This window comes from Streptomyces sp. NPDC050423, assembly GCF_040655445.1.
Lineage (GTDB): Bacteria > Actinomycetota > Actinomycetes > Streptomycetales > Streptomycetaceae > Streptomyces.
Genome location: NZ_JBFAJY010000033.1, coordinates 67,329 through 88,680 on the forward strand (window position 1 = coordinate 67,329; position 21,352 = coordinate 88,680).

Here is a 21,352-nt window from a genome sequence, read left to right on the forward strand (position 1 = left end):
GCTCCGGCAGGCCGGCGGCGGAGAATTCGGTTAATGGAAGGGCGGTCCCCCGATGAGCGAAACCCCTGATCCCGAGGTGGTGGAGCTGGCGACCAAGGTCTTCGACCTGGCGCGCCGCGGCGACACCGACGCGCTCGCGGCCTACGTCGACGCCGGTGTTCCCGCGAACCTCACCAACGACCGGGGCGACTCGCTGCTGATGCTCGCCGCCTATCACGGGCACGCGCCCGCGGTCACGGCACTGGTCGGTCGCGGCGCGGACCCGGACCGGGCCAATGACCGGGGGCAGACGCCGCTCGCCGGAGCCGTCTTCAAGGGCGAGGACGCGGTGATCGCGGCCCTGCTCGCCGCAGGGGCCGATCCGGCGGCCGGAACACCCTCCGCCCTGGACACCGCACGCATGTTCGGCAAGGTCGACCTGCTGGAACTCTTCGGTTCCCGCTGACCGGGTCCGCCGTAAATGTGGTCGCGGTGGCGAAATGGGTGGGTCATCATGACGTCGCGGGCCCGGTTCGGGCCACCGACGAGAGGCAGAGGAAGATGGTCTGCACCAGGCAGAAGACGGCGGTCGGCCGATCATGTCGCTGCGCGGTCTAGGTCGTGTCCGCGAAGTCCCGTCGTACGCCCGGAGGGCGTGGCGCGTGCCGGACGGGACTTCGCCGACACGGCCCAGTGCCTGTCCGGCACGCGGCACTGCACAGTCCCCGGTTGCGTCGACAGCTTGATGTGAGGCTTTTCCCATGTTTGATCCGTTCATAGCGCCGAGCGGCACTCTGCTCGGCCTGCTGCAGAGGGGCCGCGGCGACGGCACGCTCCACGCGCTCGCCGCACCGCGCCCCGAGGCCCTGGCGGCTCTCAACCACTGCGTCCTGAGCGATCCGCGTCACGACTGGCAGGTGGAGAACCGCTCCCTCTACTACGCGCGCCTCTACCTCGACCTCGACGGCGGCATCGAGGAGATCGAACGACACCTCGGTGATCCCGACGACCACCTCGACACCGACGAGTCACGGACCGGCCTGGCCCTCGCCGTGCTCGGCCACCTCGCCTCGTACGGACGCGACGACGCCCTCGCCCTGTTGCGGCGCTACGCCGCGACCGGCTCCAACTGGGCCTGGGCCCTGGACGAGCTGGCCCTGCGCGACGACGACGCCGGCCTCCGGTCCCTCGCCGTGCCCGTGCTCGCCCGCTTCGGCACGGACGCCGAGGGCTCCGCCGAACTGGCCACCGCCGTGCGCGACGCCTTCGAACCCCGGCCCTGGCGGCTCTGGGCCGACGATCCGCGCGAAGCGGTCGGCGCCCGGGTGAGGGCCGCCTCCGAACAGGGCTCGTTCGACCGCTGGCAGCGCCAGATGCGGCCCGGAGGACCTCGCCCCGGCTGGAGCGTCCAGGCCGTCTTCGACTGGGCTCAGCAAGGGCTCGACCGCGGCAGTGACCTCCATGTACCGGCCGCCCGCTGTCTCTCCGCCGTCGCGGGACCTGAGGACCGGCCCGTGATCGTCGAGGCCGCCCGCAGCGGCCCCGAGGGCGCCCGGTGCGCCGCCCTGCACTACCTGACCGAGGCCCAGGACCCCGTCGTGCTCGACCTGATCGAGGCCGCGGCGGTCAGCTCCTCGCGCACCGTCGCCGACGCGGCCGTCGCCGCCTTCGAGCGGATGTGCGGTGAAGCCGCCGTCGACCGGGCCCGGCGCTGGGCCCGGCGGCCCGACGCGCTCGGCGCCTCGGCGGCGGGTGTACTGGCCGGCCGCGGCGGCGCACAGGACGCCTCGCTGGTCCTCGGCGCCCTGCGCGAAGCCGTACGCGGCGACGGGCCCGACGCCCCCCGCCTGTGGACACTGGTCGACGGCACCGGACGGCTGGGCATCGCCTGCGCCGCTCCCGTCCTGCGCCACGTCTACCGGGAGACGTCCTCCTCCCACCTGCGGGGCAGAGCCGCCCGCGCACTGGCCGCCACCGACCCCTCCTTCGCCACCGGCTTCGCCGTCGAGTGCCTGTGGGACTGCGAGGAGACGACCCGCGAAGTCGCCGCTCGCCACGCGGAGACCGGAGACATCAGGGTGGCCGAGCGGCTGCGCCGGCTGGCCGCCGACCCGGCCGAGGAGGCCGAGGTGCAGACAGCCGTACGCAGCAGGATCGGTCCGGACGCACCCGCCGTCTGACCGGGTACGAACAGCAGGGGCGTTGCGCGTCGGGGGGCGCGCGGCGCGGCGCGCGGGACCTGCCGCGGCCGGTGGTGGGACCCGGTGCCGAGGGCCGCGGAGCGGAGCCGTCCGGGTCCCACGGGGCCGGCCGGAAGGGCATGACCGACTCCGGGGCAACCAGCCGCTTCTGCGCCGTTTCGACCGTTGTCAGTGCGAGGACCTAATCTGTGCAGCGTGACTTCGCCTGCCTATACGGAAAACGCTGCGCCCCAGCTCAGCGCGGGGCCGCGGCCCGCACCGGGCCCGGCCGCCGACGAGGGGCTCTCGCGGCGGCTGCGTGCCCTCGCCTGCACCGCGCCGCTGCACGACCTCGACGTGCGCAAGGCGAACCTCGCCGGTGAGTACACCGTCTACGCGATGGCGGAGGTCGCTCTCGCCGCGATCGACCACGTCACGCTCAACATGGACTTCGACACCGGCGCGGACCACGACCAGATAGTGGCCAGACTCCTCCCGCGCGTCGCCGCGCAGGCCCCGCACCGCCCGGCCGCCGAGCACGAACGGGTCGCCCGCTGGGTCCTGGAGAACCTGATCAACGTCGGCAGCGTCGACCGGGGCTTCCGGGCCGTCTACGGCACCTTCGGCCCGGACGGCACGTACGTGCGCCGCGACTACGACTTCAAACTGATCGAAGAAGTCCCCGGATACGGCGGCAGCGTCTATCTGCGGGCCACCGACGAGGCGGTCAACGTCCTGGTCGGCGCCCTCGACACGGACGTCACCAGCGCCCAGATCGCCGCCGAGGTGAAGCTGGAGGTCCTGATCAGCCGCGGCCGCCTCGCCGATGCGCAGCTCGCCGCCGAGCAGGCCCGCTACCGGACCGTGCAGTACGCCGAGACCCTCCGCAAGACACTCGACGCGACCCGGCGCAACGTCCGGGCGGTCGACTGGCTCAACGCAGTGCCCGACATGATCGCCGAGGCGCTGGACCACGTCGCCGACCGCTACCGCCACGAGAACGCCATCCTCACCAACATCCGCAAGGCCCGTGACGAGGCCGAGGAGCCCGAGCACAAGCGGCGCGCCGCCGAGCTCGTCGACATCGTCAAGGACTGCATCCGCCGCCACACCCAGCTGCAGTCCCGTCTGCTGGAGGCCGGACCGCTGTTCCGTGCCGAGCAGGACCGGCAGGCGTTCGCCGCACCGGCCGTCCGGACCGGTCTCGACCTGTACGGACAACTGCTGGCACCGCTGCTGCCACTCCCCGTCGAGCAGGCGATCCGGGCCACCGACGCGTTCTTCGCCCACGGCACGGGACTGCGCACCCCCACCTCGGTACGGGTGGGCGATCTGGTCGACATGCTGCTGACCCCGCCGCTGGAGCGCGAACACCTGGGCGCCGAGATGCCCGAACCCGATCTGATCGCCACCCCGGCCGACAGCCGGTTCAGCGAGGAGCAGCTGGCGAGCGCCATGGAGCTGCTGGACCTGGAGCCGGACGCGCCGCGCCGCCTCTCCGGGCTGCTGGCAGAGGCCAGACGGCGCGACGCGGACCTCCCCTACCTGGTCGCCCTGCTCGCGGTGCACGCGGCGAGCCCGCCGGTGGGCACCGCCTACCGGCAGGGGGAGCGCCGCCTGCTCTTCTCCGTCGACGACGGAACCCAGCTGGAGGACCACGAGTTCGGCGGGGCCGACCTGATCGTGGGCATGGCCCTGCTGGACGCGGCCGGCAGGGCAGCGGACCGCTCGGAGGCGGCGTGAGCGGCCCGCGGCCCGTCCGGGCCGCTCGCTTCCGGACCGCTTTCTCCCGGGCGGTGCCCGTCCGGGCCGCTCGCCTCCGGCCCGCGGCCGCGAACACCGGCAATGTCCCGCACCCAGAGGGCGGGACGGTCGCGAGCATCAGAACCGCCCACCCCGTACCCGTACCCGTACCCGTACCCGTACCCGTACCCGTACCCGTACCCGTACCGAAGACCGTCCGCAGCAAGGAGCGCCCGTCGTGAGCGACCACCGCGCAGAGCACGCCGACGCGTGGAGCGAGCAGAGCGCCGGGTATCCGGCCGACCGGACCGCCTCCACGCAGCCGTCCGCACCCGCCGCCGTCACCCCGGCCGATGCCGCCGACGCCGCCCGGCTCGTCGCCTTCGGGCTCCAGCCCAAGCTGCTGCCCGCCCGCGACGCCGAGTACGCCGAACTGCTGCGCCGCTACCGGGAGGAGCCGGCCTTCGGCCGCCTCGCGGACGCCGTGGCCACCGGGCTCGGCCTCATCGTGCTGGAGGTGTCCACCCGGGCCGGCATGGCCGTCACGGCGGGCGAGGACTCGGTCTTCGCCGTCCGCATGGGCGACTACGCCCGCCGGGCCTCGCCGGACTCCGCCGACCGCTTCCTGCACGGCCTCGCCCACCTGGCCGTCGCCGCGATGGCCTTCCCGCGCCCCGAGGACCTCGCCGACGACGCGTACATCGGCCGGATCACGGTCAACGGCGTCGACGCCTTCGTACGCCAGGCGTGCCACCGCCTGGAGGAGCGCGCCGACGAGCACGGCGACAACACCGACCCGGCCAGTGACGCCCCCGGCCTGGAGGCCGGCTGGCGGATCTACGCCCGGCGCAGCTCCACCGGAGCGACGAAGGACGCCCGGCGGCTGGCCGGATCCACCACCGGCATCGTCGGCAAGGCCGTCGCCTTCCTCACCGACTCCGGTTTCCTCCAGCGCACCGGGGACGACGCCGGAGGAGCCTTCCGCACCACCGCCCGCTACCAGCTCCAGGTCCGCGACATGGCGGGCGGTGCCGCCATGGCCGAACTGCTGGAGCTGGGAGTGGTCCCCGTCACCGACGGATCGGCGACGCTGCTGCCGCCACCCGACCCCGACGACCTGGAGCTGGCGGCCGACGCAGGCCTGCCCTTCCACGGCTGACCGGCCACCGCACGGTCGGCCACCGCCACCGACGCCTCCCTCCCGCTGCCTGAACGACGAGAGTCCGCCGCCATGTACGAGTTGTCCCGGGTCCGCCTCTACTCCATCGGGCCTGCCGGTGCGCGCTACGCCGACACCGTGCTCGACCTGCGCGGGGTCGGCGCGCCCGTGCCCCACCCCGCACCGGCGCAGGCGGAGTTCTTCGAGGAGGAACCGGTCGGCCCGCCCCGCCGCCCCGCCCCCGCCGGAGTGCTCTTCCTGGAGAACGGCGGCGGCAAGTCCGTTCTGCTGAAGCTGATCTTCTCGGTGATGCTGCCCGGCCACCGCAACACCCTCGGCGGCGCCAGCTCCGGCGTACTGCGCAAGTTCCTGCTCGCCGAGGACTGCGGGCATGTCGCGCTGGAGTGGCAGCACACCCTGACCGGCGAGTGCGTCGTCGTCGGCAAGGTCAGCGAATGGCGTGGACGCCAGGTCTCCAACGACCCGAGGAAGTTCGCCGAGGCGTGGTACTCCTTCCGGCCCGGCCCCGGACTCAGCCTCGACTCGCTGCCCGTCGCGGAGGCGACCTCGGTGGGCCGCCCCGCCGAAGGCGTCTCCGGTGCCCGTGGCAGGCGGCGCACCATGAAGGGCTTCCGGGACGCCCTCACCGAGGCCGGCAAGTTCTACCAGCACCTCGACGTGCACTGGGAAGAGATCCACGACCGCTGGAACGAGCACCTCGGAGAGATCGGCCTGGACCCCGAACTCTTCCGCTATCAGCGCGAGATGAACGCCGACGAGGGCGAGGCCGCAGGACTCTTCGCCGTCAAGAAGGACTCCGACTTCACCGACCTGCTGCTGCGCGCCGTCACCGACACCCGCGACACAGACGGCCTCGCCGACCTCGTCAGCGGCTTCGGCAACAAACTGGGCCGCCGAGCCGAACTCACCGCCGAGCGCGACTTCACCGCGGGCTCCGTCGAGCTGCTCGGCCGCATCGTGGAGGCCGCCGGAGCGCGTTCGCGGACCCGGGACATCCACGCCGGTGCCGAGCGCCGCACCCGCACGCTGGCCCGCCGGCTCTCCGCCCGCGCCGGCCTGGAGCGCGGCCGGACCGCGGAGCTCGCCCAGCAGGTCACCGGCGCGGCCCACACCGTCACCGGCGCCGAGCAGACCCGTGGCCGGGCCGCCCTGATCGCCGCCGAACTCGCCTACCGGCACGCCTCCCTGGCCCTCACCGCGGCGGAGAAGAGCGCGGCGGCCCAGCGCCGGGAGCTGGGCGACGCCCGCACCCTGCACTCCGCCTGGCAGGCCGCCGAGGCCGTGCTGCGCCACCGCGCCGCCGCCGACCGCGCCGCCCGCGTCGCCGTCGCGATCCGCGAGGCCGAGCGCGACGCCGCCCCGGCGCTGGCCGCACGAGCCACCGCAGCGGCCGATCTCGTACGGGCCCTGCACACCGCCGCCGAGGCGGGCGAGAGCGTGGCCAACGAGGAGGAGGAGCGCTCCGAGACGCTCCAGACCTCGGGCGAGGCCGCGCACCGTGACGCCACCACGGCCGCCACCGAGGCCCAGCGCGCCCGCAGCGAGGCCGGCCACCTCCGCCAGCGCCTCTCCGAGGTCGAGCAGGAGACCGCCGAGGCGGTCCGGGCCGGCTGGCTCGACGACACCGCACCGAACGCGGACCCCGCCCGCGCGGCCCTCGCGGCGAACGACGCCGAACAGTCCGCGGTGGCCGCCTGGGACACCGCGCGCGAGGCCGCCGGGGCAGCGGCGGACCGGTCCAGGCAGGCGGCGGCCACCGAGAGCCGCGCCGAACTCGCCGCGGCGCGGGCCGCCGACGGCGCGTGGGCCGCCGAACAGGCCTACGAGGCCGAGCTCAGGGCCGCCGAGTCGATCGCCGCCGAGCACCGCCTCGCCGATCTGCTCGGCCTGCCCACGGCGCAGGCCGGCGGCGTACCCCGGCCGCGGCGGGGCGCCACCGGACCCGAATCCGGGGCGGAGGCGGGTGCCGAGGACCAGGGACCGCGGCAGGAAGCCCCGGACGCGGAGGGGGGCGCCTCCGGCGCCGACGGGACCGAACCGGCCGCGCACAGCACCCACACCGTCACGGCCCGGCAGCCCCGTCCGGCCGAACAGCCGCTCACCGCAGCCGAGTTCGACCGCAACGCCGAAGAGCTGCGTGAGCTCCTCGACCAGGGCGTCAGCGCCGCCGAGCGACGCCTCTTCGAGCTGCGCACCGCGGCCGCCGACGACTCCCGCATCCTGGGCGCGCTCGGCGACGGCGGACTGCTGCCGCCCGGCCCCGACGTCCTGGCCACCGTGGAGTATCTCGGCGAGCACGGCATCCCGGCCCTGCCCGGCTGGCGCTACCTCGCCCAGGCCGTCGACCCCGCCGACCACGCGGCCGTGCTCGCGGCCCGGCCCGAACTCGTCGACGGCGTAGTGATCACCGACCCGGACGCGCACGCCCGCGCCCGTGAGGTCCTCGGCGCCGCCGCCCTGCTGCCGCGCTCGGCCGTGGCCGTCGGCACCGCCGCCGCCCTGCTGGCGCCCGTTCCGGAGCCCGGCACAGGCTCCGCCGGGAACGGCGACGGGGTGTTCCTCGTCCCGCCGAACCCGGCCATGCACGACGAACACGCCGCCGACGAGGAGCGGCACGCGCTCAGGGGCCGCACGGCCGCCCGCGACGAGGACATCCGCACCCTCGCGGCCCGGCTCGCCGCGGACCGCGCGCTCGCCGCCCGGATCGGCTCCTGGCGCCTGGACTGCCCGCCCGGCACACTCGCCGAACTGGCGGAAGCGGCCGGCACCGCCCGTACGGCCGTCGAGGGGGCCGAGGCCGCGCTCGCCGAGGCCCGTACCGTGCGGGCCGAGGCCGACGAGGCCGCCGCGGACACCGCCCGCGTCCGCGACGAGCGCCAGGAGGCCGCCCAGCGCGCCCGCCGGGCCGCCGACGCACTCGCCGGACTCGCCTTCCGCCTCCGCGAACGGGCGGGATGGCAGGTGAAGCTGCGCGAACTGGTCGACGAGGCGGCGGAGTCCGAGGGCCGCGCCACCGTCTGCCTTGACCGTGCCAGAGCCGCCGACGAGGACCGCAGGGCCGCCCAGCGCGCCGCCGACGACGCCCGCCGCACCGCCCGCGCCCTGCGCGCCGAACGGGCCGAGATCGCCGGCGCGCCCGAGCACATCCCGGAGCCCGCGCCGGACGCCCCGCGCCACGCGCTGCCCGCCCTGCGCGAGGCCTACCGGGCGGCGTCCCAGCTCTACGAGAAGGTGGGCGTCGGTGCCGACCTGCGCGCCGAACAGGCCCGCGCCGAGAGCGACGAGAGCGCCGCACTGGCCGAGCTGGACCGGCTCACCAACAAGGTCCGCACCCGGGCCGCCCAGCTCCTGGAGGGAACGGACGGCGCCGACGGCCCATCCCGGCAGGCGGCGGCCGCCCGCGCCGAGTCCCTGGTCCAGCTCCTGGAGACCCGGGCGTCGGCCGCCAGCGAGCAACTGGGCAGGCTGCGCGGCGAGGCCGAACGGCTGGCCCCCGCCGACGGCGAGAGCCTCCACACCGAACTCCCCGACGAGCAGGTCCCCGCCGACGCCGGACAGGCCCAGGTCCTCCTGCGCACCGCCACGGGCGAACTCACCTCCGCCACCGCGGCCCTGGACACCGCCAGGGCCGCCCACGCCGAGCTGCTGCACGCCCATCGCACGGCCGAGGACTCGGCAGGCGGCTTCGACGAGACCGCCGCCCTCCTGCGCGACCTCCTCAGGGACCACGGCGACGACGAGCCCGAGACCCCCGAGCCGTACCCCGGCAGCCTCGACGAGGCCCGGCAGTCCGCCGCCGATGCACGCCGTTCACTGCGCGGCTGCGCCGCCGACCTGTCCACCTCGGAAGCGGCTGTCCGGGAGACGAGCGATGTGCTGGTCCGGCACGCCAACTCGACCCGTTACGAACAGGTCCGCACCCCGGCCCGCCAGCAGATCCGTGAACTCCCGGCTGCCGCGCTGCCCGATCACGCGGAGAAGTGGGCCATCGCCTTCGCCCCCAGGCTGCGGGTCCTCACCGATGAACTGACCCAGCTGGAGCGCAACCGCGACTCCATCGTCGACCGGCTGCGCGGCCTCGTGGACTCCGCGCTCACCACGCTCCGCTCCGCCCAGCGGCTCTCCCGGCTCCCCGAGGGCCTGGGGGAGTGGTCCGGCCAGGAGTTCCTCCGGATCCGCTTCGAGGAACCCGACCAGGCCACCCTGACCGAACGGCTCGGCGAGGTCGTCGACGAGGCCACCAAGGCGGCCCTGAAGAAGAACTCCGACCTGCGCCGGGACGGCATGTCCCTGCTGCTGCGAGGTGTACAGGCGGCACTGGAGCCCAAGGGCATCGCCGTGGAGATCCTCAAGCCGGACGCGGTGCTGCGCGCCGAGCGCGTACCGGTCGGGCAGATGGGCGACGTCTTCTCCGGCGGTCAGCTGCTGACCGCGGCCATCGCCCTGTACTGCACGATGGCCGCACTGCGCAGCAACGACCGGGGCCGTGACCGGCACCAGCCCCAGCACGCGGGCACGCTCTTCCTCGACAACCCCATCGGTCGCGCCAACGCCACCTATCTGCTGGAGCTCCAGCGTGCGGTGTCGGACGCGCTCGGCGTACAACTGCTCTACACCACGGGGCTGTTCGACACGACGGCGCTCGCCGAATTCCCGCTGGTGATCAGGTTGCGCAATGACGCGGACCTGCGGGCCGGGCTGAAGTACATCAGCGTCGAGGAGCATCTGCGCCCCGGACTGCCGCAGCAGGACCCCGGTGTCGAGACGGTCCACGGGGAGATCACCGCCACCCGGATGTTCAAGCGCACCGCGCCGGCGCCCGACGCGCTTCCGGCACGGACCGAGGCGGAAAGCACGGACGAGAGCACCGGCTGAGACCGCAGGTGCGGTCACCTGGGTGTGGGCCCGTCCCCTCCCGGCGTGGCCGCCACGGCGGGGTTCAGGCCCGGGACAGCCTGCGGCCCGCGGAGCGGCGGCGTATTCGCGTACCGTCCCGCTGCCCGGTCCGGGCGGCCCGCCTCGCCCGGCGCCTCTCGCGGCGCAGCCGCCGGGCGGAACTGCTCGGAATCGACACGACGCCGTTGCGCTGATTCCACACCTGCCGGGTGACCCACACATCCAGTACCGACCATGTCGCGCCCACCGTGCTGGCCACGCTGCTCAGCACCATCGGGAAGGCCAGCCAGGACCCTGTCACCGTGGCCAGGAAGGCCACCATCGCCTGGATGATCGTCAGCGACATGATCAGAACGGCCCGCACGGCCGCGGTGCGTACCGGGTCCGGCATCCGCCGCCGCAGCGCGGGCTCCTCGACCCAGAGCTGCTGCCGCGGAATCACCGGACGGCCCGCCCCCGCGGGCGCCGCACCCCTCGCCGCCCGGACCCGCACCGACTCCGCGGCGCCATGACGCTCTTCCGTGTCCAACGACTTTCAACTCCCCACCGCTGTCCGACTTCAGGGTTGCTGCCCGGCATGAGCGGTTTCTACGCGGACGGGCCGTCCCATCCTGCCGGATGCGCCCCTGCAGTCCCCCTGCCCCCGTACAGACAGACGAGTGCCGGGCTGTGAAGATTCCCCCGAACCGTCACGGAACGAATAATTCCAGCCAACTGGCGCGGGGAGGAATGTGGGGCTCTGGCTGGTCTCTTCTGTCGCTTTCACGAATTTCATCTCCAGGAATACCGGGACAACTCATGGTCAACTCCCAGTAAGGCGGCCGAAAATCGTCCGGACGTGCCTTCGAGTTGTCTGTGTGTCGGTAGTAGGCTCGCGCCGTTTGTTGACGGAACACCATCACCGCCCTGCGGTGCCGAGCTGGGGGAGGCCATGCGCTTTCGCGGAAAGTCCATCCGCCGGAAGATCGTGGCGTTGCTTCTGGTGCCGCTCGTCTCCCTCACCGCACTGTGGGGCTTCGCCACTTATCTGACCGGCCGGGAGGCCGCCCAGCTGATGAGCGCGAGCACCGTGGTGGAGAAGATCGGCCACCCCCTGGAGGACACCGTCCGGGCCGTCCAGAACGAGCGCCGGCAGACCCTCGTCTTCCTCGCGGACCCGCGCGCCTCCGACGCCCTGCCGGTCCTGCGCCGCCAGCGTGCCGCCACCGACCGGGTCGTGAAGCAGGTCAACAGCAGCGCGGGGCACAAGGACATCCGCGACGCCCTGCGCCCCGACGCCGCGACCCAGCTCAGCTCGATCCTGGGCGCGGTCGAGGGGCTGCAGTCGCTCCGCGACTCCGTCGACAAGCGCACCATCGACCGGGCCAGGGCGATGGAGTACTACAACGGCCTCATCGACCCCTGCTACCGCTTTCTGACCGGCCTCCACGTCATGGAGAACGTGTCGATGGACAAGCAGGTCCGTGCCCTGACGGGCATCTCGCGCGCCCGCGAAATGCTCTCCCGGGAAGACGCGCTCGTCGCGTCGGGGCTCCTCGCAGGACGGCTGACGGCCCCCGAACTCCGGCAGATCTCCGACCTCATCGCCAAGCGCGGACTGCTGTACGAGATCAACCTCGAAGCGCTTCCCGCCTCGGAGCGCCGCCGTGTCGAGCAGTACTGGGCGAGCCCGGACAGTGAGCCGCTGCGCTCCGCCGAGGGCAAGCTCATCGCCCAGGGGCCCACCCAGGACCCCCGCGAGGTGGATGTCGCACGCTGGCAGGAGGTGGCCCCGCCGGTCCTGGACCGGCTGGCCAACGATTCGACCGAGATGAACAACCGCTTCCAGGACCGCGGCAGGCCCGCCGGCTACGGCGTCCTGATCAAGGCGGGTGTCGCCGGCGTACTGGGATTCCTGGCCCTGCTCGTCTCGGTGTTCGTCTCCGTGCGCATCGGCCGCGAACTCATCCGCGACCTCTCACGCCTGCGCAAGGACGCCCACGAGGTCTCCGGGGTACGCCTGCCGAGTGTGATGCGGCGTCTCGCGGCGGGCGAACACATCGACGTCGAGACCGAGTCCCCGCACCTCCACTACGAGCGGGACGAGATCGGCCAGGTCGGGCAGGCACTCAATATCCTGCAACGGGCCGCCGTCGAGGCCGCCGTCAGGCAGGCCGACATGCGTCGCGGGGTGTCCGAGGTGTTCGTCAACCTCGCCCGCCGCAACCAGGTGCTGCTGCACCGCCAGCTGACGCTCCTGGACACCATGGAGCGCCGCACCGAGAACACCGAGGAACTCGCCGACCTGTTCCGTCTCGACCACCTCACCACGCGCATGCGGCGCCACGCCGAGGGCCTGGTGATCCTCTCGGGAGCCGCACCGTCACGGCAGTGGCGCAAGCCCATCCAGCTGATGGACGTGGTGCGCGCCGCGGTCGCCGAGGTGGAGGACTACGAACGGATCGAGGTCCGCCGGCTGCCGAGGATCGGTGTGGGCGGCCCGGCCGTCGCCGACCTCACCCACCTGATCGCGGAGCTCCTGGAGAACGCCACGGTGTTCTCGCCCCCGCACACCGCGGTCCAGGTGCACGGCGAGCGCGTCGCCAACGGGTTCACCCTCGAAATCCATGACCGCGGGCTCGGCATGCCCGCGGAACTCCTCCTGGACGCCAACCTCCGACTCGCCGAGACACCCGAGTTCGAGCTGTCCGACACCGACCGGCTCGGCCTCTTCGTCGTCAGCCGGCTGGCCCAGCGGCAGAACGTCAGGGTCTCGCTCCAGACCTCCCCCTACGGCGGTACCACCGCGGTCGTCTTCATCCCGGCGGCGCTGCTCACCGACGCCCCGGAGGCACACGGCACCGGATTCCGCCTCGACCGCAGGTCGGAGAGGGCGATCGCCAGCAGCAGGCCGGGCGGCGACGCGGCGGGCAGCGGCAAGGACTCGGGCAAGGACGGCGGCCGTCCGCGGAGCAGCAGGCCCGCCGGCCTCTCGCCGGTGCCCACCGGACTGGCGGACCCGGCGCTGCTCGACGGTCCGGTGGAGCTCGAAGGACCGGTCGGCCCACTGGACTTCACCCACGACCCCGTACTCGAAGCCGTCGCCGGACCGGGGCTCGACCCGGTGCTCGACGGTGTGTCCGACCTGGAGGACACCGAGAGCGAACGAGGCGGCATCTTCCGGGCCCGTGAGCTCCGCCGCGACGGCGACCGCGATCAGCACCAGCAGGCCGCCGACCAGAGCGAGGACCCGGACGGCGTCCGGGAGCTGCGCCCGGACGGCGTCCGGCCGCTGCCCCGCCGCACACCGCCGACCCTGGTCACCGACCGGGGCCGCCGGATCGACGAGGCGGGCCGGGCCCATCCCACGGCCGCCGACCCGGACCGCACGCGCCCGGCGCCCGGACCCGTCCGGTCCGCGGACCGCGGCCGGCCCACCGAACCCGGGCACCCCAACGGCTCGCGGACCCGTACTGAGCACGCCATGTCCCCGGCGGCCAGGCCCTCGGTGCCGGCGCCCCGTCCGTCGACACCCGCGCGGACCCCGGCGCCCGCTCCCGAGACGGTCGGCGGGCTGCCCCGCAGGGTCCGGCAGGCCAGTCTCGCCCCGCAGCTCCGCGAGGGATCCGTCGGCCGCACCGCCGAGCCGGACCCGGTGGAGACGGTGGAGGACATCGAACGCGACGCCGACGAGGTACGCAGCCGCATGGCGTCGCTCCAGCGCGGCTGGCAGCGCGGCCGCCTCCAGAACGCCGAGGACGTGACCGGCCCCGGTGACACAGCACAAGGAACCACTCCGGGAGGGGACGGTCCATGACCGCACCGAACGCCGCAGCACTCAACTCAGTACGCCAGGGGTCCGGCGAACTCAACTGGCTCCTCGACGAACTCGTCGAGCGCGTCGCCAGTATCCGCAAGGCGCTGGTTCTCTCCAGCGACGGTCTCCCCACCGGCGCGTCCAAGGACCTGACCCGGGAGGACGGTGAGCACCTGGCGGCCGTGGCCTCAGGGTTCCACAGCCTCGCCAAGGGGGTCGGGCGGCACTTCGACGCCGGCCGGGTCCGCCAGACCGTCGTCGAGCTCGACGAGGCGTTCCTGTTCGTCACCGCGGCCGGTGACGGCAGCTGTCTGGCCGTGCTCGCCGACTCCGACTCGGACGTCGGGCAGGTGGCGTACGAGATGACGCTGATGGTCAAGCGTGTGGGCGCCCACCTGGCCAGCTCCCCCAGGTCGACCGGTCTGCCCTCCGGAGGGTGAGTGGATGGCATGAGCGCCGACTCCTCCCGTTCCCCGGCCGCCCCCGGCGGTCCGCAGTCCTCGCGCTGGTACGACGCCGACGCGGGGCCGGTCGTCCGTCCGTACGCGATGACGCGGGGACGTACCAGCAGCGCGTCCCGTCACCGTCTCGACCTGATCGCGATCGTCGTCCCCGAACCCGCGGCCGACGATCCCGGCCGGGACCAGATGCTCTCCCCGGAACACGTGGAGATCGTCGAACTGTGCAGCGGCATGCCCCAGTCGATCGCCGAGCTCGCGGCCGGTCTGGACCTCCCCGTCGGGGTGGTCCGGGTGCTGGTCGGTGATCTCGTCGAGGACGAGCTGGTGCATGTGACCCGTCCCGTTCCGCCGGCCGAGCTGCCGGACGTGAACATTCTTCGCGAGGTGATCAATGGCCTTCGGGCGCTCTAGCCGCAGCAGGCGGCCCGTGGAGCCCGTTACCCTGAAAATCCTGGTGGCGGGCGGCTTCGGCGTGGGCAAGACGACCATGGTGGGAGCGGTCAGTGAGATCAGGCCGCTGCGCACCGAGGAGAGGCTGACCGAGGCGGGACGTCCCGTGGACGACCTGGAGGGTGTCGAGGCGAAGACCACCACGACGGTGGCTATGGACTTCGGGCGGATCACGCTCCGCGAGGACCTGGTGCTGTACCTCTTCGGCACCCCGGGGCAGGACCGGTTCTGGTTCCTCTGGGACGAACTCGCCCAGGGTGCGCTGGGGGCGGTCGTCCTCGCGGACACCCGGCGCCTGGAGGACTGCTTCGCGGCGGTCGACTACTTCGAACGCCGGGCGATCCCCTTCGCCGTCGCCGTCAACTGTTTCGAGGGCGCCGACCGGTTCCCCACCGGGACGGTGCAGGCGGCGCTGGACCTGGATCCGGAGGTACCGGTGCTCGTGTGCGACGCGCGGGACCGGTCGTCCGTACGGGACGTACTGGTGGCCGTCGTCGAACACGCGCTGGCCCGCGCGGACGCGCCGCGCGAACCGGCCACGACGTAGTCCGCCCCTGAGCCGGCCGGGTGGCACCTGCGGCCGGCGGCAGCACGCGGCACGTACCCCCGCCCACAGGGGACGTGCCGCGCGTCGTGCGTCCACGAAGCGCTGAGGGCACGGCCCGTCAGCGGACCGCGACCACCGCCGAGCCGTGGCCGAACAGCCCCTGGTTCGCGGTGATCCCGGCACGCGCCCCCGGAACCTGACGCTCCCCCGCCGTGCCGCGCAACTGCCAGGTCAGTTCGCAGACCTGGGCGATCGCCTGCGCGGGCACGGCCTCGCCGAAGGACGCCAGCCCGCCGCTCGGGTTCACCGGGATGCGCCCGCCGAGCGCCGTCGCCCCCTCCCGGACGAGGGCCGCGCCGTCACCGGCCGGGCACAGCCCGATGTCCTCGTACCACTCCAGCTCCAGTGCCGTGGACAGGTCGTACACCTCGGCCAGCGAGAGGTCCGAGGGCCCGATACCCGCCTCCTCGTACGCCGCCCGTGCGATCGAGGCGCGGAAACTCCCGCTCGCCGGTTCTGCGGCGACCGCCGAATCAGTGGCGATGTCCGGCAGATCGAGCACCGCCTTCGGGTACGTCGGCGTCACGGTCGACACGGCACGGATGCGGACCGGGTCCGCGGCCCCGTGACGCCGGGCGAACTCCATGCTCGACAGCACCAGCGCCGCCGCGCCGTCGGACGTGGCGCAGATGTCGAGCAGCCGCAGCGGATCGGCGACCACCGCGGACGCCGCGACCTGCTCGGCGCTCACGGTCGCCCGGTAGCGGGCATTGGGGTTCAGCGCGCCGGCCGCCGCGTTCTTCACCTTGACCAGCGCGAAGTCCTCCGGGGTGTCCCCGTGGACGGCCATCCGGCGACGGGCGTAGAGGGCGAAGTACGCGGGGTTCGTCGCGCCGAGCACCCGGAACCGCAGCCAGTCCGGATCGTCGGGCCGCTCGCCGCCCGCCGGGGCGAAGAACCCCTTGGGCGCCGCGTCCGCCCCCACCACGAGCACCACGTCCGCCATACCGGCCAGGATCTGCGCCCTGGCGGTGTTGACGGCCTGGGCGCCCGACGCGCACGCCGCGTACACGCTGGTGACCCGGGCGCCCTGCCAGCCCAGCGCCTGCGCGAACGTCGCCCCGGCCACGTACCCCGGGTATCCGCCTCGCACGGTGTCCGCACCGACCACGGACTGCACGTCCGGCCAGCCGACGCCCGCATCGGCGAGCGCGTTGCGGGCCGCCACCCTGCCGTACTCCACGAAGCTGCGCCCCCACTTGCCCCACGGGTGCATCCCGGCCCCGAGAACCGCCACGTCGCCGCTCATCGCACACCGTCCCCGTCCCCGTCCCCGGAGCCGGTGTTCACGGGCCGCCAGTGCCAGGTCGTCCACACCGCGCCGTCCTCCGTGCCGTCGCCGGATCGCGGACCGAGGACCCCGGGCACGACCTCGACCGTCATCCCGACCGCGAGATCCGCCACGCCGACCCCCGGCGCGGCCTGTCCGAGCACCACCATCCGCTCGGCCGCGAGCTCCACGGCCACCAGCGTGTACGGCTCCCAGGGCACGTCCGGGTCCGAGGGGTAGGGGGCGGGCGGCCGGTAGCGGCCATCGGTGTACGACCAGACCGTGCCGCTCCGGGACAGCGGGACCTCGACCGGTTCGCCGCCGGTACAGCCCGGATTGCGGCAGAAGCCGTCCTGACGGGGGAAGAAGACCGACGAGCAGAGCGGACAGCGGGTGCCCAGCAGCCGGAAGTCCTCATCGGTGCCGTCCTCGGTGAACCACCCGGCCACCACGGGTATGTGCTTGCGCGGCAAAGTTCCTCCCCAGCACTGAATCTGACGGAACGTCAGAAGTGTGCCACGGTCAGCTGTTGTCGGCGAGCCACTTGGCAGCGGTCTCCGCGAGCTCCCGGTCGCGGCCGGCCAGCATCATCCGGATCATCTGCACGTCGCCGCGCAATGACCAGGCCGGATGGCCGAAGGAGGCCGGGTTGTTCCCCTCGATCAGGAAGTGGGCGGGCCAGGCGGTCCCGTACCCGATCAGCGGCAGCGCCGCCGCATACCGCTTGCGGCCGCGCGCCAGGCCGTAGGCGGTGACCGCGAGCCCGGTCAGGGTGCCGGTCAGATGGACCCAGCGGGTCGCCGCCCTGGAGTGCATCGCGACGTAATAGGGCCAGAATTCCTCGTACGAATCGAACGTCTGCTGTGACATACGGGCACCGTAATGGCTGGAACGGCAACCGGATACGGCCGATTCGCGTCCGAGAAGGAGAACGGGTGGCCGGAACCCACGGGGGTGGTCCCAGTCACCCGTTTCTCCTCCTCGGTCTCAGCGACCGGCGACGGACCGACGGGCCACCGGGAAGTCGAAATAGGTGTCGGGGAACAGCTCCGGCCTGAAGGTGTAGTGCCACCACTCCTCGGCCAGATTGACGAATCCGGCGTCGGTGAGCGTCTTCTTCAGGAACTGCCGGTTGGCGCGCTGCACGCCCTGGATCCGCGGATCGTCCGTGTGCGAGAGCGTGTCGAAGCAGTCGAATCCGGTGCCCATGTCGATCGAGTCGTCCGGGAAACGCTCGGCCTGCGGTGCGTAGCAGGGGACCAGCTCCTGACCCGGCCGGTAGGGCGGGGCCGGCCGGGCCGGCAGCCTCACCAGCGTCAGGTCCACGGTGCTGCCCCGGCTGTGTCCGGACTTCTCCGCGATGTAACCGTCGGCGAACAGCCGGGTCTTGTCGACCCGCGGATAGAACTCGCCCTTCATGGTCTCGTCGTCGAGATCCTTCGCCCACCGTACGAAGTGGTCCACGGCCCGCTGGGGCCGGTAGCAGTCGTACACCTTCAGCGAGTAGCCCTGGCGCAGCAGCCGGAGCTGGGCCCGGTGCAGGGCCTGGGCGGCGGGCCGGGTCAGGATGCAGAGGGACTCGCGGTAACCGTCCACCGGTTCGCCCATGAAGTCGTGCCCGGTGGGATAGCGCATCTCCTGGATGATCGTGGGATCCACCGCACGCAGCGCGACGAACTCGGCGGGAGCCCTGGGCTCGGGCCTCGCCTGCGCCACCGGGGCGGCGGCGGTGACGGCGAGCAGGGTGGCGGCAGCGGCTGCCAGGACACGGAGAGCGGAAGCAAGACCTGTCATGAGCACATCGTCCATCACTCCGGCGGCACCGGTCAGGTGATCGGATACAGTCCGCGCGTGTCCGAGACGAATAGAAGTCCCGAGAAGCCCGAGAAGCCCGAGAAGCCCGAGAAGCGCGAGAAGCACGTGAAGAACTCCCACTGCGACAGCTGCGGAGCCCCGCACACCGCCCTGGCGTTCCCGGACGCCTGGCCCCGCACCTGCACCGTCTGCGGCGCCACCGCCTACCGCAACCCGCTCCCGGTCGCCGTCGCCCTGCTCCCCGTCACCGACCGGGACGGCACCGGACTGGTCGTCATCACCCGCACCATCGAACCCTGCCTCGGCGGACGCGCCCTCCCCGGCGGCTTCGTCGACCACGCCGAGGACTGGAAGCACGCGGTCGTGCGCGAACTCCACGAGGAGACCGGCATCGAGGCCCACCGCGACGACGTCCGGCTCGCCGATGCCCTCAGCTCACCGGACGGCCATCTGCTCCTGTTCGGCCTGCTCCCGCCCCGGCCGGCCGCCGCCCTCCCGCCGTCCGCACCCACCGACGAGACCTCCGGACACGAAGTCCTGCACGCCCCCGAGGAACTGGCCTTCCCCCTGCACACCGAGGCCGTCCGCTCCTGGTTCGCCGGCCGCTACCGCTGAGCGCGCTCACAGCCCCCGGACCCGCACCGGGCAGTCCACCAGCCCCTCCTCACCGTCCCGCTCCACCACGACCCGCCCGCCCGCCAGCCGCGTCGTGTACCGCTCGACCACCGCCGGCTCCCAGCCGTCCCCCGCGTCACGGACCACGAAACCGCCACCGCCGCGCCCCTCCACCGGGGCCCAGACCTCCAGCTCCAGCCCACCGTCCGCACCCCGCACCGGAATCACAGAGCCGGCCCGCGCCAGCACCGGCACCCGCGACAACGGCGCCTCGACCACCACCTGACCCGGCCCCTCGTACACCGCACCGGTCACCGTGTCGTACCAGCGCCCCGGCGGCAGCCGCACCGCCCGTTCACCCACCCCCGGCCCCAGCACCGGCGCCACCAGCAACGCGTCCCCCAGCAGGAACGCGTCCTCGCACTCCCGCAGCGCCCGGTCGCCCGGCGCACCCCACCACAACGGACGCGCGTACGGCGCACCCGTCAGCCGGGCCAGCTCCGCCAGCGTCACCCAGTACGGGCGCAGCCGCTCCCGCTCCAGCAGCACCTCCCGGGCCGCGTCGAGCACCCGGGGCCCGAACTCCCACGGCTCCCGCCGGCCCGCGTCGATCGCCGAATGCGTACGGAACAACGGCAGGTACGCCCCCAGCTGGAACCACCTCAGATACATCTCCGGCGACGGCGACCCGTCGAACCCGCCCACGTCCGGGCCCGAGTACGGCACCCCGCACAGCCCGAGACCCAGCACCAGCGCCAACGAGGCCCGCAGCCCCGGCCAGCCCGTCGACACATCACCGGACCAGGTGCCCCCGTACCGCTGCATCCCCGCCCACCCGGACCGCGAGAACAGGAACGGCCGCTCGTCCGGGCGCAGCCGGCACAACCCCTCGTACCCGGCGCGCGCCATGGCGAGGCCGTACACGTTGTGCGCCTCCCGGTGATCGCCGCCGCGCCCCTCCAGCGAGTGGCGCGCCGAACGGGGCAGCGTCGGGTCACCGAACGCCGCGAACGACACCGGCTCGTTCATGTCGTGCCAGACACCGGAGAACCCCTGCGCCAGCCGCTCCCCGTACAGCCCGCCCCACCACTCGCGCACCCGCGGATCGGTGAAGTCCGGATACACGCACTCACCCGGCCACACCTCCCCGCGCACGATCCGGCCCCGGGCGTCCCGCACGAACGCACCCGAGGCCCCCACCGCCCTGCCGCCGTCGAACACCGCGTTCCCCGGCGCGGCGGGCACCGCCGGGTCCACGATCGACACCAGCCGCACCCCGTCCCCGCGCAACTCCTCGGCCAGCCCCGGAAGATCGGGGAACCGCTCCTGATCCACCGTGAACACCCGGTGCGCGTCGTAGTGGTCTATGTCCAGATGCAGCACGGACAACGGCAGCCCACGCTCCCGGTACCCGGACACGATCCGCCGCACCTCCCGCCCGCTCCCGAAGCCCCAGCGGGCGTGCTGCGGACCCAGCGCCCAGGACGGCGGCAGCGCCGGCGCGCCCGTCAGGGCCGTCCAGCCCTGGAGCACCCGGGCCGGCGTGCCCGCCACCACCCAGCAGCGCAGCGGCCCGCCGTCCATCCGGACCTCGGACATCCCCGGACGGTCGTGACCGGAACCGGCGCCCTCCGCCCCCTCGCGCAGCGTCACCCGGCCCGCCCAGGAGTTGTCGTGGAAGACCAGATGCGTCCCCGCGTCCGAGACCACCAGCTGGACCGGCATCGTCAGGTACAGGGGGTCGTCGTCCGGCCCGAACCGTCCGCCCGGATCGGTGTTCCACAACCCGTACACGCCGTCCCGGAGCCGAGGCCCGCCCGCTCGCCCGCCGAGCCCGAAGAACCGCGCGTCGGCCGGGACCTCCGACCGCTGAACCCAGCGCGCCGACCCGCCGGCCACCGGCTCCCACCACCGGGGCGGCAGCTCACGCCGGAGCACCACGCCGCCCGGAGTGCGCAGCTCCACCGCCCCGTGCCGGGACACCGCGACGGTCAGCCGCTCCGACACCACCTGCCATCCGCCGTCCTTGTCCGGCTCCAGAACGGCCCGCGGATCCGCGTCGGGAGCCGGCCCCGGCAGGGCGTACGACGGCAGCGGCTCCGCCCCGTCCCACCCCCAGAAGACCGCACCCCCCGCAGCCACCCGGACACTCAGCTCCGAACGCGCGAACCGCACCACACCACCGCCCGGCCCCGGCTCCGCCCCCACCACGGTCCCCGGTACCCTTGCCCGCTCCGGGCCGCGCGACGGCAACGCCCGCGCATCCGCCCGCGAGCGCCGCCACGCCGAGCGCACCGTACGCAGTCCCTGCTTCGAACCCACCGACTTCACCGAGCGCACCAGGTCACGACCGTTCATGC

The 21,352-nt window shown here is 73.5% G+C and carries 16 protein-coding genes; 10 read left to right on the forward strand and 6 right to left on the reverse strand.

What is annotated here, in order from left to right:
* The first annotated feature begins 52 nt into the window (after window positions 1-52).
* From AB0I52_RS23490 to AB0I52_RS23510, 5 genes are all read left to right on the forward strand, one after another.
* Window positions 53-445 carry an ankyrin repeat domain-containing protein gene (locus AB0I52_RS23490; protein ID WP_363075574.1) on the forward strand — a complete coding sequence of 131 codons (393 nt, stop codon included), beginning with the start codon at window positions 53-55 and terminating at the stop codon, window positions 443-445.
* A gap of 295 nt (window positions 446-740) precedes the next feature.
* On the forward strand, window positions 741-2,159 hold the full coding sequence (locus AB0I52_RS23495) for a HEAT repeat domain-containing protein (protein ID WP_363075576.1): 1,419 nt from the start codon (window positions 741-743) through the stop codon (window positions 2,157-2,159).
* 216 nt (window positions 2,160-2,375) lie between these two features.
* Window positions 2,376-3,902 carry a hypothetical protein gene (locus tag AB0I52_RS23500; RefSeq protein WP_363075578.1) on the forward strand — a complete coding sequence of 509 codons (1,527 nt, stop codon included), beginning with the start codon at window positions 2,376-2,378 and terminating at the stop codon, window positions 3,900-3,902.
* Window positions 3,903-4,140: 238 nt separating this feature from the next.
* Window positions 4,141-5,061: a hypothetical protein gene (locus tag AB0I52_RS23505; RefSeq protein ID WP_363075580.1), complete on the forward strand. Its 921-nt coding sequence runs from the start codon at window positions 4,141-4,143 to the stop codon at window positions 5,059-5,061.
* Window positions 5,062-5,133: 72 nt separating this feature from the next.
* A complete protein-coding gene (locus AB0I52_RS23510) occupies window positions 5,134-9,957 on the forward strand; it encodes a hypothetical protein (protein WP_363075582.1) in 4,824 nt (1,607 codons plus the stop codon).
* Window positions 9,958-10,021: 64 nt separating this feature from the next.
* On the opposite strand, the gene AB0I52_RS23515 is transcribed toward AB0I52_RS23510, so the two are convergent.
* Window positions 10,022-10,420 carry a hypothetical protein gene (locus AB0I52_RS23515; protein ID WP_363075606.1) on the reverse strand — a complete coding sequence of 133 codons (399 nt, stop codon included), beginning with the start codon at window positions 10,418-10,420 and terminating at the stop codon, window positions 10,022-10,024.
* 489 nt (window positions 10,421-10,909) lie between these two features.
* Between AB0I52_RS23515 and AB0I52_RS23520 the strand changes: the two genes are divergently transcribed.
* From AB0I52_RS23520 to AB0I52_RS23535, 4 genes are read left to right on the forward strand one after another with little or no spacing between them, the layout of a single operon-like run.
* Window positions 10,910-13,774, forward strand: a complete 2,865-nt coding sequence (locus AB0I52_RS23520; RefSeq protein WP_363075584.1) for a nitrate- and nitrite sensing domain-containing protein — start codon at window positions 10,910-10,912, stop codon at window positions 13,772-13,774.
* Entirely contained in the window at window positions 13,771-14,214 is a 444-nt protein-coding gene (locus AB0I52_RS23525; RefSeq protein ID WP_363075586.1) for a roadblock/LC7 domain-containing protein, read from the forward strand. Before AB0I52_RS23520 ends, AB0I52_RS23525 begins: the two co-directional genes overlap by 4 nt.
* Window positions 14,215-14,223: 9 nt before the next feature.
* Complete coding sequence (locus AB0I52_RS23530) at window positions 14,224-14,646, forward strand: DUF742 domain-containing protein (protein WP_123469697.1); 423 nt, start codon at window positions 14,224-14,226, stop codon at window positions 14,644-14,646.
* A complete protein-coding gene (locus AB0I52_RS23535) occupies window positions 14,627-15,232 on the forward strand; it encodes an ATP/GTP-binding protein (protein WP_363075588.1) in 606 nt (201 codons plus the stop codon). The genes AB0I52_RS23530 and AB0I52_RS23535 overlap by 20 nt, the downstream gene beginning before the upstream one ends.
* Window positions 15,233-15,350: 118 nt before the next feature.
* Here the strand turns inward: AB0I52_RS23535 and AB0I52_RS23540 are convergent, their stop codons facing one another.
* The 4 genes from AB0I52_RS23540 to AB0I52_RS23555 form a co-directional block, all read right to left on the reverse strand.
* Window positions 15,351-16,541, reverse strand: a complete 1,191-nt coding sequence (locus tag AB0I52_RS23540; RefSeq protein WP_363075590.1) for a lipid-transfer protein — start codon at window positions 16,539-16,541, stop codon at window positions 15,351-15,353.
* Window positions 16,538-17,035, reverse strand: coding sequence for a benzoylsuccinyl-CoA thiolase (locus AB0I52_RS23545; protein ID WP_363075592.1), 498 nt, complete (start codon window positions 17,033-17,035; stop codon window positions 16,538-16,540). The genes AB0I52_RS23540 and AB0I52_RS23545 overlap by 4 nt, the downstream gene beginning before the upstream one ends.
* 49 nt (window positions 17,036-17,084) lie before the next feature.
* Window positions 17,085-17,432, reverse strand: a complete 348-nt coding sequence (locus AB0I52_RS23550) for a DUF962 domain-containing protein (RefSeq protein WP_363075594.1) — start codon at window positions 17,430-17,432, stop codon at window positions 17,085-17,087.
* A gap of 117 nt (window positions 17,433-17,549) precedes the next feature.
* Window positions 17,550-18,356, reverse strand: coding sequence for a M15 family metallopeptidase (locus tag AB0I52_RS23555; protein WP_363075596.1), 807 nt, complete (start codon window positions 18,354-18,356; stop codon window positions 17,550-17,552).
* A 126-nt stretch (window positions 18,357-18,482) separates the two neighbouring features.
* On the opposite strand from AB0I52_RS23555, the gene AB0I52_RS23560 reads away from it, so the two are divergent.
* Window positions 18,483-18,992, forward strand: coding sequence for an NUDIX domain-containing protein (locus AB0I52_RS23560; protein WP_363075608.1), 510 nt, complete (start codon window positions 18,483-18,485; stop codon window positions 18,990-18,992).
* Window positions 18,993-18,998: 6 nt separating this feature from the next.
* Here the strand turns inward: AB0I52_RS23560 and AB0I52_RS23565 are convergent, their stop codons facing one another.
* Window positions 18,999-21,350: a TIM-barrel domain-containing protein gene (locus AB0I52_RS23565; RefSeq protein WP_363075598.1), complete on the reverse strand. Its 2,352-nt coding sequence runs from the start codon at window positions 21,348-21,350 to the stop codon at window positions 18,999-19,001.
* Window positions 21,351-21,352 lie beyond the last annotated feature (2 nt).

Coding starts and splice junctions, on each gene's coding strand:
- AB0I52_RS23510 (WP_363075582.1), top strand. CDS start 5,134: ATGTACGAGTTGTCCCGGGTCCGCCTCTACTCCATCGGGCCTGCCGGT.
- AB0I52_RS23525 (WP_363075586.1), top strand. CDS start 13,771: ATGACCGCACCGAACGCCGCAGCACTCAACTCAGTACGCCAGGGGTCC.
- AB0I52_RS23555 (WP_363075596.1), bottom strand. CDS start 18,356: ATGACAGGTCTTGCTTCCGCTCTCCGTGTCCTGGCAGCCGCTGCCGCC.
- AB0I52_RS23550 (WP_363075594.1), bottom strand. CDS start 17,432: ATGTCACAGCAGACGTTCGATTCGTACGAGGAATTCTGGCCCTATTAC.
- AB0I52_RS23535 (WP_363075588.1), top strand. CDS start 14,627: ATGGCCTTCGGGCGCTCTAGCCGCAGCAGGCGGCCCGTGGAGCCCGTT.
- AB0I52_RS23540 (WP_363075590.1), bottom strand. CDS start 16,541: ATGAGCGGCGACGTGGCGGTTCTCGGGGCCGGGATGCACCCGTGGGGC.
- AB0I52_RS23495 (WP_363075576.1), top strand. CDS start 741: ATGTTTGATCCGTTCATAGCGCCGAGCGGCACTCTGCTCGGCCTGCTG.
- AB0I52_RS23565 (WP_363075598.1), bottom strand. CDS start 21,350: ATGAACGGTCGTGACCTGGTGCGCTCGGTGAAGTCGGTGGGTTCGAAG.
- AB0I52_RS23520 (WP_363075584.1), top strand. CDS start 10,910: ATGCGCTTTCGCGGAAAGTCCATCCGCCGGAAGATCGTGGCGTTGCTT.
- AB0I52_RS23490 (WP_363075574.1), top strand. CDS start 53: ATGAGCGAAACCCCTGATCCCGAGGTGGTGGAGCTGGCGACCAAGGTC.
- AB0I52_RS23530 (WP_123469697.1), top strand. CDS start 14,224: ATGAGCGCCGACTCCTCCCGTTCCCCGGCCGCCCCCGGCGGTCCGCAG.